The sequence below is a fragment of the Paraburkholderia sediminicola genome (genome assembly GCF_046026895.1).
Classification (GTDB): domain Bacteria; phylum Pseudomonadota; class Gammaproteobacteria; order Burkholderiales; family Burkholderiaceae; genus Paraburkholderia; species Paraburkholderia sediminicola_C.
Window position 1 is genome coordinate 60,048 of record NZ_JAQQEU010000018.1, and the last position, 17,143, is coordinate 77,190.

The window sequence follows — 17,143 nt, forward strand, 5'->3', positions numbered from 1 at the left end:
TGGTTTCCTGCTCACGCGGCGGGACGCCGCGCGGGCGGTTTAAAAGTATTTCGTGATGCCTGCGTAGAAGGCGCGGGTCGGTGCGAACTGCGGGGCGCCAACGCCAATGCCGGAACCGTCGCGCAATTCGTAGGCACGATTGAGCAGATTGACCACGACGAGGCGTCCATCGAAGTTGCCGACGAGGGGCGCCTGGAAGTGGTGGATGACCGCGAGGTTGATATTCACGTAGAACGGCACATGGTCCGTGTTCGCAAAGCCGCTGCGCAGGCCGCTGCCGAAGGTGGTGTCCGCGCTGTAGGTCGTGCGCGCAAACGTGTAGGCGATCCCCGCCGAACCGGTGATCAACTGGTCGTGGTCGAGATTCACGGGATGGCTGGCAATGTACGCAAGTTCATCGGGCGAGAAATTGAACTGGCCCGAGACGATGTTTTCCCCAGTTGCGCGGCTGAGCGCCAGGTTCGCGTACGCGGAAAAGTGCTCGTCCTTGTAGTTGGCGGTGAATTCGACGCCGTAATCGTGGCCGGTCTGGTAGTTGAACGGCGTGTTGATCAAGGCGGTGCCGAACTGCCCTTCGTCGAGCAGATCGGTCGCCTTCTTGTAGTAAGCGTCTACGCCCACCGTGACGGCGGAGGTGACCCGCTGGGTTACGCCGACATCGAAGTAATGGCTTCGCTCGGGTTGCACTGGCGAATTTTGCGGACTCGCAGCCTGGTTTGTCGTGTTGTTGAACTGCGCCACCGTGGTCGGCGCAATCAGTTCGAGAGGGGGAGGTGTGAAGTACCGCGCGTAACCTGCATGCAGCGTGGTGCTCGGCGTTGCCTTGTACACCACGCCGACGCGCGGGCTCAACTGGCTGGCATCGACGACTTCGTTCATTTTGTCGTAGCGCAGCCCGTAATTGATGATGAGCTTGTCGTTCACCTTCCACTCGTCTTGCACATAGACTCCGAAGAGCCGGCCGATCGTCGTGCTCGCGCTGCTGATCGTGAAGGGCTGGTCGGAGGACTGTGCGCCATCGACAGTGGGGAACACCGAGACGCTGTCGTTGGCGACCGCGCGGTCCTGTTCGAAATACACGCCGGCGCGCAGCGTGTGCGAACTGTTGAGCCGGTAGGTAGTATCGCCCTGCAGTCCATTGGCCCAATTGCTGCGGAAGTCTTGCGATGCGACGCCGTTAAAGAGCAGATCGCCGATCGGATCGGGGTTGAACTGCGTGCGCGTATAGCGCGTGAAGTACGCGACCTGGTAGTCGAGCTTGTCGCCGTTCGTCCCCTGCAACGCGACGGTTGCGAAGTTGTTGAGTTCACTCTGGGTTTCGTTGAGCGTCGCGGAATCGAAACTAGTCCGGCCGTTGAGCACGAATTGGGTCGGTTGCCCAGGTGTATTCGGGATTTCGAACTGGTTGCTCGCGGTGCCAAAGGTGACGCTGACCCGGGTAAGCGGATTGATCAGGTACGACATGTAGCCGAATGCGTTGCCTTGCCGGGTGTGGTCGTGCAGCGGGGAGCCGTCCGAAGTCGGCGCTTCGATGCCCAGATCGTTCACGCCGGCCGAACCGCTGAAGTAGTAAGTCAGCGCACCCTGGGTGCCGTACACGTCGCCGCTTGTCTGCGCGGTGCCGTGGCTGCCGCCGTACACGCCTAGCGAGCCGCCGTTGCCCGCTTCGCCCGACTTGGTCGTGAGGTCGACGATGCCAGCGGTTCGCAACCCGTATTGCGCGGGCAGCGCGCCGGTGAGCAGGTCCACCTGTTGGATGGTGCGCGTATCGAAGGACTGGCCAAAGCCGGAGATCGGTTCCGGAATCATGATGCCGTTGATCCGGTATTGCAGGTTCGCGTGTTCGCCCCGCACGTGGACCATGCCATATGAATCCTGCGCGACCCCGGGCGCTTGCAGCAGGACCTGGTTGAGTGGCGTCGCTTCGCCTTGCGGCATGTTGCGGATGTCCGCGTTGCTGATGCGGTACACGCTGCTGCCGGTTTCCGGCGACAGTCCGTTGCGCGCCTGGTCGAGGCGCTGGGCATTCACCCGCACGTCAATCGCGTCGCTTTCTGTGAGCGCGACGGTAACGGAACTTTCCGTTCCGGGGCCGGTGGTGGCGATGCTGCTCCCGCTAGCAAATCCCGTCGCGGTGACAACGATCGCATAGGTTCCCGGTGCGACGTCCTGCACTGAGAAATGCCCGCCCGCATCGGTTTTTGTTGTTCCTGCCGACGCCCCGGTGGCGGTTTGAAGGACCACATTAGCGCCCGCTACGGGCTTGCCGAGACTATCGGTGACGAGTCCGCCTACCGAGGCTTCGACCGGCGCGGCATCGACATGGCCTGCTAGCGCTTGTGCGAAAAGCAGCAGCGCAGCGTGAGAGAAAAGTGTGCGACGTTTCATCGATCTCATTGTCGTCATTGAATGGGTTGCATCGCAGTACGCGGTTAATCCCGCGCGCAATCGCGTTCATTTGTGCTTGTTCAAAGCGATACAGCAGTGCGACGCAGCTTCTTACGCCGCCGCTGCCCAGGCTGAGGCACTTCTGCGCGGAGAACGAGAAATGCGGTCCAACGAGGAATGTTATAACATTACATCAGAAAAATAAAATAACTCGACGTTCTTTCGATCGCGACTGCACCCGGAAGGGTACGGAAGGTCACCCCACGCCCGATGTTGCCGGTGCTGATATGCCACCGGACACGGATCGCCGGATTAACGACCGTTCAATGGTCGAGATTGGTGCGGGTCAGTATGGAGCCATGGTTCGCAAGCTCTGCGACCCTCTGAGGTGTTGCTGCGCGCTCAAGATAAGCCGGTGAGGCCACCAGCCACATGTCGATGCGGTAAGTGACCCCGAATCGAAAAACGCATGATTGGCGAGATATCGACAATGGCGACATGCTGAACGACCAGCGCGCAGTCCCGTTGTTGTCACGCCGACAGGTGCCTCATGGATGCTTTCACCAAGGAAGCGCTGCAGGCCACACTGAATCTGATGGCAGCGCACTCCTGGTATGCGAATCAGTCCAGTGCCCTCACGTTCGTGAACGAACGATGCGCGGATTACCCGGGCCTGGCAAGTGAGGATCCCCTTCGGTCCGGAATCGAAACTGGCCCGATGTGGGATTCCCGCATCCGGTCGAATCCGGGAATAACCGACGCATCCCCACGGTCTTGCAGGTAGGACAGACACGAAATGGGGTGATCAAATGAACATCGTCGACATGGCCCGTGCATCGGGATTGGCCGTCATCCTCGACGGCAGGATCGGGCGCGAGGAATACCAGAGCGTATGCGGCTCGGTATCAGCATTACAGCGATTCGCCGAAGCGGTATGTCAGGGCGCGGCGAGTCAGCGCGAGTCTGCTGCGCCGCGGTCGCCGGCGGCTGATCTGTCTGGAGGGTTACGCCGCAGGTTTATTGGAGGTGTGGGAATGCCTGCCGGACGGGCGGTATTTGCTCGTCGCGTGTCGCACAATGCTCGCCGGACGCCGGCATGACGGTGCAGATGCAAGCCGTGCTGCGTCGGTTGCAACTCGGGTCGGGCGTCGTGTTGCTGGTCTATCTCTTTCTCCATCTGATCAATCACGCGCTAGGAATCTGGTCACTCGAACTTGCCGGACGCGGTCTCGTTCTAGCGCTGTGGCTGTGGCGTAGCGCACCAGGCACGATCGCGTTGTATGGGGCCGCTGCGCTCCATTTTGCGCTGGCCGTGCGCACGATATACGGGCGCCGTCACTGGAGTTTGCCGCTAGCCGAGTGGGTCCGCCTGTGGGCAGGACTCAGCCTGCCGCTGTTGCTTATCCGCCATGCAGTGACGACCCGGCTCGCGTCCTCGCTCTATGGCTTCGAGCCCGACTATGAGCGCGTCGTTATCCTCCTGCTAACGAGTGGTACGCAGGGTTTGCAGCTTGCGCTGCTCGCACCGGGATGGATACACGGATGCCTCGGACTATGGTTTCGATTGCGTCCCTTCCCGTGGGCGCGCCGCATGAAGCCCGCGCTGTTGACCTGGGTCGTTCTATTGCCGTTGCTATCGGCGGCAGGCTTTATCCGGATGATGCGAGCTGTCGAAGCGAAAAGCGTAGTGCTTGCGGCCCCCGATCCGAAACTGGTTGCGCATCAGCTCGCCCTGAATGTCTGGCGTCACGATCTCGTGGCTTTCTACTTGTCTTTGATCGTTAGCGCGTTCGTCGCAGGCCAATTGCGCAACGGGCTTGAACGCCGAAGACTGCGGAAGCGTTCGCTGAGTTCGTGACACGGCTACGATCTGTGCGAGATAGGCGCTGCTTAAGGCGTAAGGATGCTTTCGACCGCGGCTGCGGCTCTTTTATCCACAGATCGGGAATATACGTCGAGAAATCTCCGTCTACCTGATGCGCGTCACGCATCACTCGCAAGGTGCCCCAACAGTGCGGAGTGAATGTATGCGCGCGAATACAGTCTCAGGTTAAAAGGAGTGCAGAATGAAATCGGAATCGATGAATCAGTATGTGGTTTCGCCGCTACGTAATTTGGTGATCGCTGGCGTGATGTCGATGGCGAGTTTCGCGAGCGTTGATGCGCAAACCGTATCGGAGCCTGCGGCTCCTCAACTCACCCGGGCGGAAGTCATGCATGAACTCGAGGAACTGGAGGCGGCGGGATATAACCCATCGCAGGGTGATGATGTTTCATATCCCGCCGACCTCCAGGCTGCGCTAGCGAAGGTGGCCGCTAAACATCGAGCGGAAAGAGACGCGGCGATGAGCGCGGGCCGGAGCGGGCGGCCGATGCCCTCGCCTTGAGAGGAGGGGGAGGCTTTTTCAGGTGACTGCCGGCAACGCGAAGTTTGCTTTGGCCCATGCGGCAAACTTCGTCGGCTGCTGGCCGGCGACTTTGTTGGCGAGCGCGATCGCGTCGCGCGAATCCGAGCCGAGATACGTGTGCGCTTCGAAGTAGGCGAGCATCGCCGCGATGCTCTCGGCGCCCGGGAACCAGCCAGCAAAAACCTCACACGGGACTTGCCTGAACGAGAACGCGTTTCCCTGACGATTCAGGGTGGCGATGATCTCGTTGAAGCTCAAGAAATCGCCGACGAGCGGCAAATGTTCACCGTGCCCCGCGAGTTCCGGCTGCGCGAACGCACCCGCCACGATGCGCCCGAGTTCAGTGATGTCGCCCATATGGATGACCCGCCGCTCGGGATCAAGCGGCAGCGCCCAACCCGCGGTGCCGTCCGCTTGATTCTGCGGGCCCATTGCGCCGAGCAGGTTTTGATAATAAAACGGAGCGATCACAAAGGTGTGATGGGCAAATCCGGCTTCGCTCACAATACGCTCGACTTCGGCCTTGTCCGTGAAATGCGGGACATTGATCTTGCCGCGGCTGATCGCCTCCACGTTTGGGAGCGTCGACCAGATGAAGTGCTGCACGCCGGCGTCTTTCGCCGCGTTGACGGCGGCGCGTGCCTGGCCGCGTTCGTCTGTACCTGCTTCCCAGGAATTGGTCACCAGGAAAACGCCGTGTACTCCGGCAAATGCGGCTCCAAGCGTTTCCGGACGATTGAAATCCATCAAAACGACTTCGTCACCCAGCTTCGGATGCGAGTCCGGATTGCGCGTCAATGCGCGCACTTTGAATTGACCGCTCGCCTGCAGCGCGCGCACAACGGCGCCGCCTTGCTGGCCGGTTGCGCCCACGACGGCGATGAGCTTCTGGGTGTTCGACATGGTGGTTCTCCAGGGAGAATTTCGTTAGGGCGGTGTTATTTCACGCGGCGAGCGCGGCGGTCTCTTTCTTCGCCGAGGCGATGGCTTCGCTGCGTGCCTCAGGACCCATCGCCACACCTTCCGCGCGAATGAAGGTGATATCCGTGATGCCCAGAAGACCGAAGGCCGCTTTCAGATAGGTTTCCTGATGATCGAAAAGGGCGACCGGCGAGCCTTCGCTGTATACGCCGCCGCGCGACGAGGCGATGACCAGCTTCTTGTCGCCGCAGAGTCCGACGGGGCCGTGCTCCCCGTAGCGGAACGTCTTCCCGGCGACGGAGATGCGGTCGATCCAGGCCTTCAGTTGAGAGGGCACGCCGAGGTTGTACATCGGCGCCCCGATGACCACGATATCGGCTGCCAGGAACTCGTCAAGCGCGCGCTGGCCCATCGCCACGTCGGCCTTCAATGCATCGTCGACCGGAGCGCCTTGCGCGGCCGCGAGGTGTGCAGCCGTCAGATGGCCGATCGGTGTGGCGGCAAGGTCGAGACGAGTGACCGCAAGGCCGGGATGCCTGCCCCGGAAGGTCGCGACAACATCCGCTGACAGATCACGGCTGACGGAGCCTTGCCCGAGGATGCTGGAATCTACGTGTAGCAGTTTCATGAGACTGATCTCCGAACGGGATTACTGCTTCAGTGCTTCGGCTGAGATGAGCAGCCTGGTCTTCATACTGAAGCCGTAGGTCTTGCCAAAGTCGACGCCGAAGTCGCTGCGATCGAATTCACCCACCGCGTCGACGCCGCACACTTCGCGCTTGAGCATCGGATGCGGCATGCACTTGAACGAGTCGATGTTCAGCGTCAGCGGCCTGGTCACGCCGTGCATCGTCAAATTGCCGACGACAGAGGCCGGCTTGTCGCCCTTGAACTTGATCGTGCCCTTGTAGGTCGCTTCCGGGAATTTCGACGCGTCGAAGAACTGATCCGACTGCAGGTTCTGGTCGAGCTTCGTGTTGCCCGTGTGGACTGACGCAATGTCGGTCGTCACTTCGAGGGTGCCGGTCTTTGCAGCGCGATCGAGCGTCACCGTGCCCTGCGACTTATCGAACTTGCCCCGCCAGACCGACAGGCCGCCGATGTGGTCGGCTTCGAAACTCGGGTACGTGTGGTCCGGATCAAGCTGGTACGTCGGCACGTCCGCGAATGCCGAAAACGACAGTGAGGCGGCGAGTGCACCAGCCGCAATCATCAGATGCTTATTCACATCAATTTCCTTGAATCGTTAAGTTGCCGCGCCCGTGCGCGGTATCGGGTGATGCAACGCCGCCGACGTTGAACACCGAGCGCCTGATCGGCCGCCTCCTGTACGACACCTCAAGTATGGAGACTCAGGGCGCTTCACACTAGATGGTAAAATCGGATTGGATTAATCCATTTATGGAGAAATGTCATGCTCGATCTGAATGATCTGGCGATGTTCGTCCAGGTCGTCCGTTCCGGCAGCTTTTCCGAGGCGGCGCGGCGTCTGCGCATGCCGTCAAATACGCTGAGCCGACGCATCGATCAACTGGAAGGGCAACTCGGCACACGTCTGCTGCATCGTTCGACTCGCAAACTCGCGCCGAGCACGGAAGGTCAGGCGCTGTTCGAACGCTATGCGCCGGCGCTTGACCAGATCCTCGAGATCGGGCGGCTCCATGCAGACGAGCAGGCACCGTCCGGCTCGGTTCGCGTCACCGCGATGGCCGGCCTGTTCGAATTCTTTCGTATGGAATGGTTGGTCGAGTTCTACGCGCGCTATCCACACATCAGCATCGACTTTCTGCTCGACGATACGCCGTCCGATCTGATCACCGAGCGTATCGATCTTGCCTTGCGCATGGGCATCGAGACCCGTAGCGGCCTCAAGGTACGGCGGCTGGCGCCGAGTGCAATGATCCTCGCGGCAAGTCCGGCTTATCTGGAACGGCGCGCTGCACCACGCACGCTGCGTGACCTGGCCGAGCACGACTGTCTGACCATTTCCAATCGCCAGGGTCGCAGCACGTGGCGTCTGCAGGGCCCACGCGGTAGTCAGGAAGTGTCGATCAACAGCCGGTTCGCGGTCAACGACATGCGAGTGCTGGCGCACGCTTGTGTAGCTGGACTAGGTATCGCGCTGCTGCCGCAGCTGATAGTTGACCCAATCATCGCGCAGGGGAAACTGGTACGCGTGCTGCCGACCTATCGGCGCTCCAGTCCCAGCCTCGGCCTGCAACTCGTCTACACGAGCCGTCCACCGGTGCCGCCCGCGGTAGCGGTCTTCGCCGAATTTCTTTTGGAGAAACTGGGCGACGCGATGACCAACCTCTCGCAGAGCCATGCCAGCCGATAAGGTCATCACCTCACTCCTTGTTAGCGTTATATTTAATGACACACCCGCTGAACACGAGCTGGACCATGCGAGCAGCCGTACTTTGATGATCGCGTGACAATCGCTCCGAGGACCGCGAGACGCCAACGATCGTCGAGCCGGCGGATGGGTACGTCAGCACTGGCGACGCGCGCATGCGGGTCGGACCCGTAGCCGTATCGCGGGCTGCGGCCGAAAGACATCAATACGGCGTTATCCCGGACCTGGAGCAACAAATGAAGCCCATACGCAATACCGACTCCGTCCCAGGGGAGTGGTACATCGACACAGCGTGCATCAATTGCGGTGCATCGCGTCACGTCGCGCCTGGGATGATTGTCGAACGAAACGACAAGAGTGTCTTCGCTCGGCAGCCCGATACGCCGGATGAGCAGCTTGCTGCCTGGCGTGCGGTGCTCGTATGTCCTACAGCATCGGTACGCAGCGAAACGAAACAGCCTCGTCCGAACGCCGCGATCTTTCCGCAGGAGATCACATCGGGCGTGTGGCGCTGCGGATTCAACGCACGGTCGTCGTTTGGCGCCCATGCTTATTTTCTTGCGCGTCCGGACGGCAATCTGCTGATCGACTCACCGCGCTATGCGGCGGAGCTCGTGAAATGGTTTGACGACAACGGTGGTATCGCACACATCCTTCTGTCGCATCGTGACGACGTGGCGGACGCGGACAAATACGCGCGTCGATTCGGCGCGCGCGTCTGGATTCACCGGGAGGACTTGTCGGCGGCCCCCTATGCGACGGATCTGCTCGACGACGGGTCAGCACCGAGCATTGCGGCCGGTGTGCGCGCGGTCTCTGTGCCCGGGCACACTCGGGGTAGCGTCGTGTACCTGCTCGATGATCGCGTGCTGTTCTCGGGTGATTCGCTTGCCTGGAGCCCGCGCGCGCGCGACCTCGTCGCGTTCAGGGACGCGTGTTGGTACTCATGGACAGAACTCACCGAATCGCTGAGCAAGCTGACCGCGTATCGCTTCGAATGGTTGCTTCCCGGTCACGGTTGGCTCGCGCACTTGCCGGCCGAGGAAATGAGTGCTCGCTTGCTCGCGTTGGTTGAACGCATGCGAAAGGATTGACGTTTCGTAGTTCAGGGTCAGGATCGAGGGGCGAAGGAGATCGATATGCAAAGTACTGCTCATATTGCGAGGTCGCGGAATTGATCCGCGGAGGGCGCGGTGGCGGACGGTGAAGAAAGGCGAACCGCTACAGGTCGACGGCATCAGAGTGCCCAGATGGATGAGCACGTAGGTCTCGGCAGGCAAACGGAGCGGCGCTATCGGAATTTCGGCCGCGAGACAGGCCGAACGCCCTCGCGCTCGATGGCATGCCGCATGGTGCTCAGCAGGTTGTCTTCCTGATACCGCCGATCCTCTTCGAACCGCTCAGCTACCGTCGCGTATGCATTGCGCAGACGCGTCATGATCGCCTCGCAGTCGTCGGCATGCAGCCCCAAACGCGTACCGTATGCGACGAGGGTACTGTGCACGGGAAACGTCTTGGACTTGTTGAGGTTCAGGGCCATCTTGCCGTCGAGATCCGGATAGACGTCAGTGCATACGACATCGAACACTGGCGCCAGCCGCCGCGCACCGGTCGGGTCGTCGTAGACGATACCCAGGTTCTTCATGTGGGCGTCGCCATCACGAAGCAGGCACGACAAGGCAACACGCTCGAAGAGCCGGTTCTTCTGCAGTTGATCGGAGCGCGTGTAGATATCGACGGCCTTTGCAACTATCTCATAACTGCCCTCGTATTTGCCTTTGCCCGTGAGAACACTCATGTCCTCGAAGCCCAGGGGCGAGCCGTCGATGAGCCGGTCGAAGCGCGCCATCACGAAGAGATTCCCGTCGTCCGAGAGCCAGAATTGGGGCACATCAAGTCCAGCCTCCTTCGCAACCGACATGCAAAAGAACTCGTTTCGGGCGACCCCTGGAAAATCGTCGCCCTCAGCTTTGACGATCACCGTCTTGAGCGGCAGCGCGGCATGTTCGTAGGGCGGGGCGTCGGTTCCGACCGCGATCGGCACGACCGCCTTGGGTTGAACTCCGGAAATGCCGGAGCCAAGCGCGTATCGGTCGACCAGACGCTCGAAGAGTCGCCGGCACGGCGAGGAGAGGAGATCATCAAGGCGCTCGCCTTCGTGCTCCGGCACGCTCTCGCCGGGGACCGAATAAGTCAGTCGCCCGATCTGATTGCGGCCCGCGAGAAACAGCAGGAGCATGTCGCTTGGTGTCCCGTAGCGCGCAAGACGCTCCTCGATGACGTACCGCAGGTAGCCCTCAGGTCGATTCATTGCGAAGACACCCATCAGATCGCCGCTAGCGTAGCTTTGATGGCGAACTGGCATGGTCAGGGACACAGCGGCGCGGTCGGCCACCTCCGCATAATTGAAGACATATCGACTCTCCTTCGCCAGCAGGCCGCTTTTACCTTGCGGTGTGTGCACCTCTAGCGAACGGATTTGCCTGAACAGCCGTTCGACATCCGGCAATGCCTCGGAACTCATTCCTCATCGTCCTTGAAGATGGTGGGAAGATCTTCCAGCACAACGCAATCCATCGGCCGCAGAACCAGCTCATAGCCAAGAGCATTTGCGAGGCGGCACAACTCCTTGATGCCCACATTCTCCGCGCTCTCGGCGTTGGTGACCGTGCGCCGCGCAACGCCTGCGCGTTCCGCCAGCGTCTGTTGTGTCAGCTTGCGCTCGCGCCGCGTGGTCCGCAGACTCGCCGCGAGGCGCTCGACGTTGTTGATAGGCTGATCGGTAACTTTTTTGCGCATCATAGTGCGCATAAGGCTAGCATTGATTCAGAGTGCGCACAATGGTGCATGTTTCATGCGCCGCTGGGCCGATTTTTTTAAGCTTGGCCAAGGCATAGGTTAAATGCGCAGCATCATGCGCATTTAACAATTTATAGAACGGAATGCGCATTAAGATGCGTATTCTTCGCGATCTCTTAATCTTTGACGTACTGCTCGGAAGCCGTCCAGAGGCAGTACGTTGCTCCGACTCGAGGGCCTCCAGTCGCTTCCGCAACCGCGCCCCGGTGTTGGCATTGGTACGCGTCGAACAGTTGAGAGCATAGCTGGGCAAGGGACGCAAGGCCCGCGGCCTGGTCCGGATGCCCGACTTCTCCTGCACTGAGTACGTCATCGAGAACCGGAGCGAGACGACGCAGTCGCACAAACATCGCGCCTTCAACTTTCATTTTGGGCCTCCTTTGGCCAAACGGCGAAGCGCACCCTGGGACGCTCAGCCTTCAGTCGATGCTTCACTCGTGAGTTACGCCTTTCCATTGACTTTCCGCTTGCGAGCAATTCGTCCTCAAACGCTCGCTGCAGAAACTCGGGGACCGCGTCGCTTAGCGCTTGCGACAGACGGTCGAGCGTCTGTTTTCTTCTGTCATCGAGAACGGCTGCCAACGGCGCAGCGAGTTCTTCCGTCTGTGCGGTGGAAATAGGCGCGAGCTCTGATTTGAGGCTACGCGGTGACTGCTCAAAGATGTTCGACATACAAACCGGCCGGGGCGGCCCACTCCAAAACGACTATGTTGTGGTCAGGCCGATTCGCGAGCTTTGCGCTGTCATCATGGCAACGCTGTCTCGATGGGAGAAGAGTAGGCTCTGCCGAAAGGCGAATCTACTATACGGTGGGATACATCGATGCAGCGCTAACATTACCTGAGTATGCGGGCGTATAGCGAGGTTAGGAGATCTAACGCGCGGAATCGAGCCCTGCATGGCCCAATCCCGCTTTGCACCCTGAAGGCAATACTATCGCCGCGGTTACAGACTCTGAGTCCTGTATTCGCGAGGCCAAGCTTCCGCGGCCCTTTGAACCGTTCTTGACGACGTGCAGCTCGGCATGGTGATAAGGCGGCGCAACGTTCTCATTAGACCCTCGAGAGTCCCGACATACGAGGTGAACGCTCCGGTGACGCACGGAGCGACCGGCACGAACGTGGGTTCTGTTCACATATACATTCGTATCATGTCGCCGAACGCCGTTCCACGCTAATCTCGCATGCATCAGGCTGGTCGACCCCAGAGTAAGCGCCAGCAGTGCCACAATTTTCTACGCAGTAACGATTGCAACCAACGTCCCCTGTTAGCCGCCAGCGCATCGGCGGCGTTTTTTTATGTCTCGCAGGCCAGCAACCGGATGCTCGCTTCGGGATTTGACAGGGTACTCATTTCGCAACAGCTTCTAAAACTATTTATAACGCGCTACGCAGCAACAGCAGCCAAGTCATGCGTGACTATTTTGTGTGGGTCGTGTGATCTGCGAACGCGGAGACGATGCCGTCGATCATTGCCGCGATGCGCGCGGTATGCCGAAGGTCTTGATGCGTGACGAGCCAGATTTCGTAGACCGCTCGACGTGCGGGTTCCGGCCATATCTGCACGAGCCCGTCGTGTTCGGCCAGATGTATTGGAAGCATCACCGATGCCGATGCCGGTCTTAACCGCGGTACGCAGCATGACGCTGGAATTGAAGGTCGATACGATGCGCCCCGCGTGTATCGATTCGCCAGCAAGAGTCGGTGACCGATTACCCGTCCAGTTTCCCTGATAGACGACAAGATCGTGGCCCGCGAATCCGGAGCCGGCGGCGGGCTTGCCGTGCTGCTCGAGATAAGCATTCGATGCAAAGAGCGCCATGGGCCAGCGAGCCAAACGTCGCGCGACGAGATCGGGATTATCCGGCCTGACTGACCGAACCGCGATATCCGCTTCACGCTTTGCGAGATTTAGCATGCGCGTCGACGTGTCCAGCAGGCCGCGCACCTCGGGATGCGCAGCATGCAGGCGTTCGATGGCGGGAAGCAGGAATTCCAGCGCGATCGAGTCGGTGCTGGTGACTGTTACGTCCCCCGCAAGCCGTGTATCCGTGCCTTGAGTTCGTCTGACGAGTTCGTGGGCGGACTGTTCCATTTTCTCCGCTGATCTCAGCGCGGCCTCGCCTGCGGCGGTCAACGCGTAACCCTCAGAGGTGCGCAGGAAGAGCGTTGCACGCAGGGCGTGCTCGAGTGTCGCAATCCGTCTGCCAACCGTCGCCTGATCGAGATTGAGCGTCCTGGCCGCACCACGGAGCGTTTTTTCGCGCTCCACCGCGAGAAATACTCGCCGAAACAAAGCGGTCTACCCAAGGAAGAGGCGTCGACGTGATCCTCGACATCATTGCCGGCGACTACGTGGCTCGAAACTATGACGCCGCAGCCATGGACGGACGGATCCTCCAGGTGGGCGTGATCAAGGGGCCGGCGAAGGATCTCGACGTAGTACCGACGATGACGAAACGTCTGACGCATATGGGCTCGACATTGCGATCGCGCACGTCCGCGGACAAGGCGACCATCATCCGTGAACTCGAGCAGCAGGTCTGGCCGCGCATCGAGAGCGGCAAGATCAAGCCGGTTGTCTACGAGACCTTTGCGCTTGCCGACGCTCGCGCCGCTCACGAGCTGATCGATTCCGGCACACACTTCGGAAAAATTGTCCTTACGACAGGTGCCGATCTCACCCACCCGCCAATGGCAAACTCTCTACGAGGAGTTTCATGGTGATCGCTGCTGTGTGCCATCCACTTGCTGCAAGACCGTTGAAGAATGTATTCCGTGTCGACCGTGCGGTACGTCTGGCCGACGAAGCCGTCGATAGCTGTTTTTCTTTTGATTAGCCCACGTGTGCGAGGGCGCGTGTCGTGCAACCCTTGGGCGGCCGGTCGCGCAGCAGCAGGGGCATCAAACGCCGGTTGGCTGTCTGCGCCGCCCACTCGCAATACGCGGCGCTGCCAAGCACCCAGCCCTTGAGCGTCGACTCCATCAGGTTATTGACCTCGAGTTCGTCAAGGGGCTGTGCGCCCAGATCGTAGTAAGCCTGGTGGCGCTCGAACGGCGTATTGCCGAGCGCCCGGTAGAGCGGATGATCCTTGATGAAGCTATCGACACGCAGCCCGATGTGATGCGCGTAGCTAGACCACCGGTAGCTTCCCGGCTCTGCCACAAGGCGGTTACGCACCGGCGCATGATCGATGACCTGGCTCGCGAGCAGGAAATACCGGTCGGGCTCAATCACTGTTGCCCAGTAATCGCCACGCCACACCGTACCTCGGCGTCCATGGCGGCGGTTGAAGGTCTCGACATATCGACGGCCGACCGCCTGCATCGCCATGGCCACGCTCGACTCGTATGAAGGCGTGACGAGGAACTGCACCGCGTCAGGCATGAGTACCCACGCGTGGACTGCCAGATCGGCGACGCGCGCTGCGTCTGCCAGGCAGGCGAGGAAGTACCGGTAGTCTCCTTCGTCCAGAAATGCGGGCCCTGTGAGCCCCTGCAAGATAACGTGCTGCGGTTGTTCTGGAACGTGGTGCCGTGCAAGCCGTGTCATGCTGAATTAACCGGAAATCCGATGTGAGAAAGCGATCCGACAGATATCGGACGCGTGACGGTACATAACGAAATTCTATCGGTCATGTGCATGCGCTCGCAGCGCGAACAGGCCTTTTTTCTGGCCTCTTTTCGTTGAATTGCCGATCGCAGCCCGCGTCTCTTTTATGCCATCGCTGAATAGCAGCGCCGCGCCATACATCGCCAGGCGCTCCGTCATTTTGGGCAAGTTGATGTCGGCGGGCTTCGTCAAGGTCACAACTCCAGCCAACAGATGACTGAACCCGCCGTCAGCCACTTTACACGCAGAATGCTAGGCGATAGCGGCGCGCCAGATCGGCGGCCGTATGGTGCATAAGTGCTACATCGGTCTCCAGCGCGTTGCTGATTGCGTCGGCGAGACCATCCGCGACCGTCGTCGCGGCGATGCCCTGCGGCTCCCACGTTGCGGCGAAGGCCGCCTGCTTCGTCGCCTGCCGCGCCTCGCTCGCATGAACGAGACTGATGCGCGGCCGCGCGAAGGCCATCGCGACGATCCGTCCGTGCAGGCTGCTGCCGCAGTACACGCGGCCGTACGCGATGAGAGCGCAAATGTCCCAGAGGTCCAGCGAAGTAAAAAGGTGCACCGGCGTGCCGTGCAGACGCGCAGCGAGACGCCAATAGATATCAAGGTCATCGTGCCAGGGCGCGGCGCCCGCACGAAACATGACCACGCCCAACCCATTGGTCTTTGCCGTGCGCCCGATCTGGCATGCGAGGACGTCGAGCGTGGCATCGTCGCCGAAGCTGGCGTCGAATTGCAGCGCTGCATAGCCTTGCGGATACGCATCACGCAGCGGCTTGACCGCATCGCCGGTCGCCCGGTCGTCTATTCGTGCGCCGAACAACTCCGCGACCATGACGGCGGGGTCGGGTACGAGCGGCGCTTCGATGTTGGCTGCGCGCAGATGCGCCTGCGTCTGCCGATCGCGCACGCTGAGATGCGCGGCACGCCTGATCCCGTTCAGAACCTCGTTGCGGAAAGCGGGTTCCCGTCGATCCAGATCCGCGCCCCCAACCGCGTGAAAAGAGGTCGTGTTCACGCAAACCTGCGGAAACGAAGCTGTTGAAATGACATAAGGCGCACGCGACGCCGTGCCGAGATGCGCCATCGCCCATCCCAGCGGATCGCCCCGCCATTGCTTCTCTTCTGCAATCATTGTGCGCGCGTGTTCGGGCCGCGCAAGCATGACCGCGGCTTCCCATGCGTCACATGTGAGCAGCTCGCCGCCCACATGAATCACGTTCAGCGATTTTCCGCGCGGCCACGCGCCGAGGTTTGCGAACGCGCATGGGGCATGACCGCCCCACTCGCGCAAGTCGCGTGTAACGAGCCCTGCGTACAGTACGTCGCTCGGCGCGAGCATCCGTGCAACGATGTGGGGGAACAACAGATCGCCGACGTTATGGCGGTCGAACGCCCCGAACAGGACGGTGTCGAAGCGACGTTTGGCATGATCGGGCATGAAGAGTTCGGGCGGGAAGGGCGCTAACCGGCTCTACGCGGCGGCGCAGATGCAAGGCCGAGGCCGTTTTTCCATGATATCCGGGCGTGCGTGGCGACCACGCGGACCGACCATGACGAGCGGCGGCCGTCGCCTCGCCCAATCCGACAAGACGGGTTTGCCGGCTTGTAGTTAGTTACCCACATCATCGTAGCGAAACGCGTTGCACCCGATGCATGCCAACGCAGTCACACTTCGCACATGCCGGCGCAGATGAACATGTCGGCATTTGCGGCGCAGTCGTCATCTGGACCGCAAAAGAAAACGCCTGCGCTTTCACACAGGCGTTTCCGTGGCCCCGCTACCGCGCCCCAATGAACGATTTCTCGTCCGCTTCTGCATCAGAGGCCGGCTTCCGCGCGGCTCGCTTTTAGTATAGGACGCGCAGCGGAATATCCAAGTCGACGAAACTAGCGCAGAGCCCAAGGCCTGTTTCTCTGCGCGAAGTACGTCGGCAAGTGCCACCTGCAGCAGCGATCCGGACTCCGCACCAGAACACGTCGGCGGCTCGAGGACAATTGGAAATCAACGATGGGGCCAACTGCAGCCATTCGCCTGCGCGCTCAGACGGCCATTCAAATGGCAGCTCCGGTCAAGCAACGGACCTTCGCGCCGTGGCTGGTCGAACGGTTTATCGACCGCTCTGGCGCCGTGCAGCGTCACTCTGATGCGGGATCGATGTTAAGCTGCCGTGCCGTGGACGCTGCACCCTCAGCATTCGGATGACCAGATCCTCAAGCCCGCTTCGCAATGCAAACCGATCACGTATCCGAAGCCGGATGGCAAGCTGACCTTCGACCGGCTCTCGTCGGTATTCATCTCGAACACGAATCACGAAGAGAGCCAGCCGACGCACCTGACGCTGAAAGACCCGTCGGTGCCTGGTCAACGTAAACTGGCAGACCTATGCGGGTCGGGATCGCATTACTGCCAGGCGGCCGTGTATGAGCTCGTCAAGAACGACGACGGCATCGAGCGTCTCGTGATCAATGCGCAGAACTGCGTGCATTGCAAGAGCCTGCGATATCAAGGACCCGACACAGAACATCGTGTGGGTGACACCTGTAGGCGGCCTTCCGCTGCGCTGTCGTCTGCGCCATCCGTGCCGCCTCACCA

Annotated in this window: 15 protein-coding genes and 4 pseudogenes; 7 read left to right on the plus strand and 12 right to left on the minus strand. The window is 60.6% G+C overall.

Annotation, left to right across the window (positions count from 1 at the left end):
• Positions 1-39: 39 nt before the first annotated feature.
• Entirely contained in the window at positions 40-2,388 is a 2,349-nt protein-coding gene (locus PQR02_RS15310; RefSeq protein WP_408232062.1) for a TonB-dependent receptor, read from the minus strand.
• Between the two features lie 809 nt (positions 2,389-3,197).
• Here PQR02_RS15310 and PQR02_RS15315 point away from each other — a divergent pair.
• From PQR02_RS15315 to PQR02_RS15325, 3 genes are all read left to right on the plus strand, one after another.
• The gene (locus PQR02_RS15315) at positions 3,198-3,488 is read left to right on the plus strand and encodes a hypothetical protein (protein ID WP_408232065.1); all 291 of its coding nucleotides are present in this window, start codon (positions 3,198-3,200) and stop codon (positions 3,486-3,488) included.
• Positions 3,485-4,246, plus strand: coding sequence for a hypothetical protein (locus tag PQR02_RS15320; RefSeq protein WP_408232068.1), 762 nt, complete (start codon positions 3,485-3,487; stop codon positions 4,244-4,246). Before PQR02_RS15315 ends, PQR02_RS15320 begins: the two co-directional genes overlap by 4 nt.
• 208 nt (positions 4,247-4,454) lie before the next feature.
• A complete protein-coding gene (locus PQR02_RS15325; protein WP_408232071.1) occupies positions 4,455-4,775 on the plus strand; it encodes a DUF4148 domain-containing protein in 321 nt (106 codons plus the stop codon).
• 18 nt (positions 4,776-4,793) lie between these two features.
• Here PQR02_RS15325 and PQR02_RS15330 read toward each other — a convergent pair whose 3' ends face one another.
• The 3 genes from PQR02_RS15330 to PQR02_RS15340 are packed head-to-tail and all read right to left on the minus strand — an operon-like array spanning position 4,794 to position 6,945.
• Positions 4,794-5,699: an NmrA/HSCARG family protein gene (locus tag PQR02_RS15330; RefSeq protein WP_408232074.1), complete on the minus strand. Its 906-nt coding sequence runs from the start codon at positions 5,697-5,699 to the stop codon at positions 4,794-4,796.
• A 40-nt stretch (positions 5,700-5,739) separates the two neighbouring features.
• Positions 5,740-6,345, minus strand: coding sequence for an FMN-dependent NADH-azoreductase (locus PQR02_RS15335; protein ID WP_408232077.1), 606 nt, complete (start codon positions 6,343-6,345; stop codon positions 5,740-5,742).
• A 21-nt stretch (positions 6,346-6,366) separates the two neighbouring features.
• Entirely contained in the window at positions 6,367-6,945 is a 579-nt protein-coding gene (locus PQR02_RS15340) for a YceI family protein (RefSeq protein WP_408232080.1), read from the minus strand.
• Between the two features lie 186 nt (positions 6,946-7,131).
• Here PQR02_RS15340 and PQR02_RS15345 point away from each other — a divergent pair, with 186 nt between their 5' ends.
• A complete protein-coding gene (locus tag PQR02_RS15345; protein ID WP_408232083.1) occupies positions 7,132-8,055 on the plus strand; it encodes a LysR family transcriptional regulator in 924 nt (307 codons plus the stop codon).
• A gap of 254 nt (positions 8,056-8,309) precedes the next feature.
• Positions 8,310-9,167 carry an MBL fold metallo-hydrolase gene (locus tag PQR02_RS15350; protein ID WP_408232086.1) on the plus strand — a complete coding sequence of 286 codons (858 nt, stop codon included), beginning with the start codon at positions 8,310-8,312 and terminating at the stop codon, positions 9,165-9,167.
• Positions 9,168-9,364: 197 nt separating this feature from the next.
• On the opposite strand, the gene PQR02_RS15355 is transcribed toward PQR02_RS15350, so the two are convergent.
• From PQR02_RS15355 to PQR02_RS15370, 4 genes and pseudogenes are all read right to left on the minus strand, one after another.
• Positions 9,365-10,597: a type II toxin-antitoxin system HipA family toxin gene (locus tag PQR02_RS15355; RefSeq protein WP_408232089.1), complete on the minus strand. Its 1,233-nt coding sequence runs from the start codon at positions 10,595-10,597 to the stop codon at positions 9,365-9,367.
• Positions 10,594-10,872 (minus strand): helix-turn-helix domain-containing protein, encoded by a 279-nt coding sequence (locus PQR02_RS15360; RefSeq protein ID WP_408232092.1) that lies wholly within the window; start codon positions 10,870-10,872, stop codon positions 10,594-10,596. The genes PQR02_RS15355 and PQR02_RS15360 overlap by 4 nt, the downstream gene beginning before the upstream one ends.
• A gap of 417 nt (positions 10,873-11,289) precedes the next feature.
• Positions 11,290-11,604 carry a hypothetical protein gene (locus PQR02_RS15365; RefSeq protein ID WP_408232095.1) on the minus strand — a complete coding sequence of 105 codons (315 nt, stop codon included), beginning with the start codon at positions 11,602-11,604 and terminating at the stop codon, positions 11,290-11,292.
• A gap of 746 nt (positions 11,605-12,350) precedes the next feature.
• Positions 12,351-13,227, minus strand: a pseudogene (locus PQR02_RS15370) (LysR family transcriptional regulator).
• 2 nt (positions 13,228-13,229) lie between these two features.
• Here PQR02_RS15370 and PQR02_RS15375 point away from each other — a divergent pair.
• A pseudogene (locus tag PQR02_RS15375) lies at positions 13,230-13,658 on the plus strand (zinc-binding dehydrogenase); the annotation flags it as partial.
• Here the strand turns inward: PQR02_RS15375 and PQR02_RS15380 are convergent.
• From PQR02_RS15380 to PQR02_RS15395, 4 genes and pseudogenes are all read right to left on the minus strand, one after another.
• Positions 13,615-13,716, minus strand: a pseudogene (locus tag PQR02_RS15380) (dehydratase); the annotation flags it as partial. The pseudogenes PQR02_RS15375 and PQR02_RS15380 sit on opposite strands and share 44 nt — an antisense overlap.
• 51 nt (positions 13,717-13,767) lie before the next feature.
• Positions 13,768-14,484: a transposase gene (locus tag PQR02_RS15385; protein WP_408232098.1), complete on the minus strand. Its 717-nt coding sequence runs from the start codon at positions 14,482-14,484 to the stop codon at positions 13,768-13,770.
• Positions 14,485-14,559: 75 nt separating this feature from the next.
• Positions 14,560-14,736, minus strand: coding sequence for a hypothetical protein (locus PQR02_RS15390; protein WP_408232101.1), 177 nt, complete (start codon positions 14,734-14,736; stop codon positions 14,560-14,562).
• A 46-nt stretch (positions 14,737-14,782) separates the two neighbouring features.
• Positions 14,783-15,988 (minus strand): polysaccharide pyruvyl transferase family protein, encoded by a 1,206-nt coding sequence (locus PQR02_RS15395; protein WP_408232104.1) that lies wholly within the window; start codon positions 15,986-15,988, stop codon positions 14,783-14,785.
• A gap of 730 nt (positions 15,989-16,718) precedes the next feature.
• On the opposite strand from PQR02_RS15395, the pseudogene PQR02_RS15400 reads away from it, so the two are divergent.
• Positions 16,719-17,100: pseudogene (locus tag PQR02_RS15400) on the plus strand (4Fe-4S dicluster domain-containing protein); the annotation flags it as partial.
• Positions 17,101-17,143 lie beyond the last annotated feature (43 nt).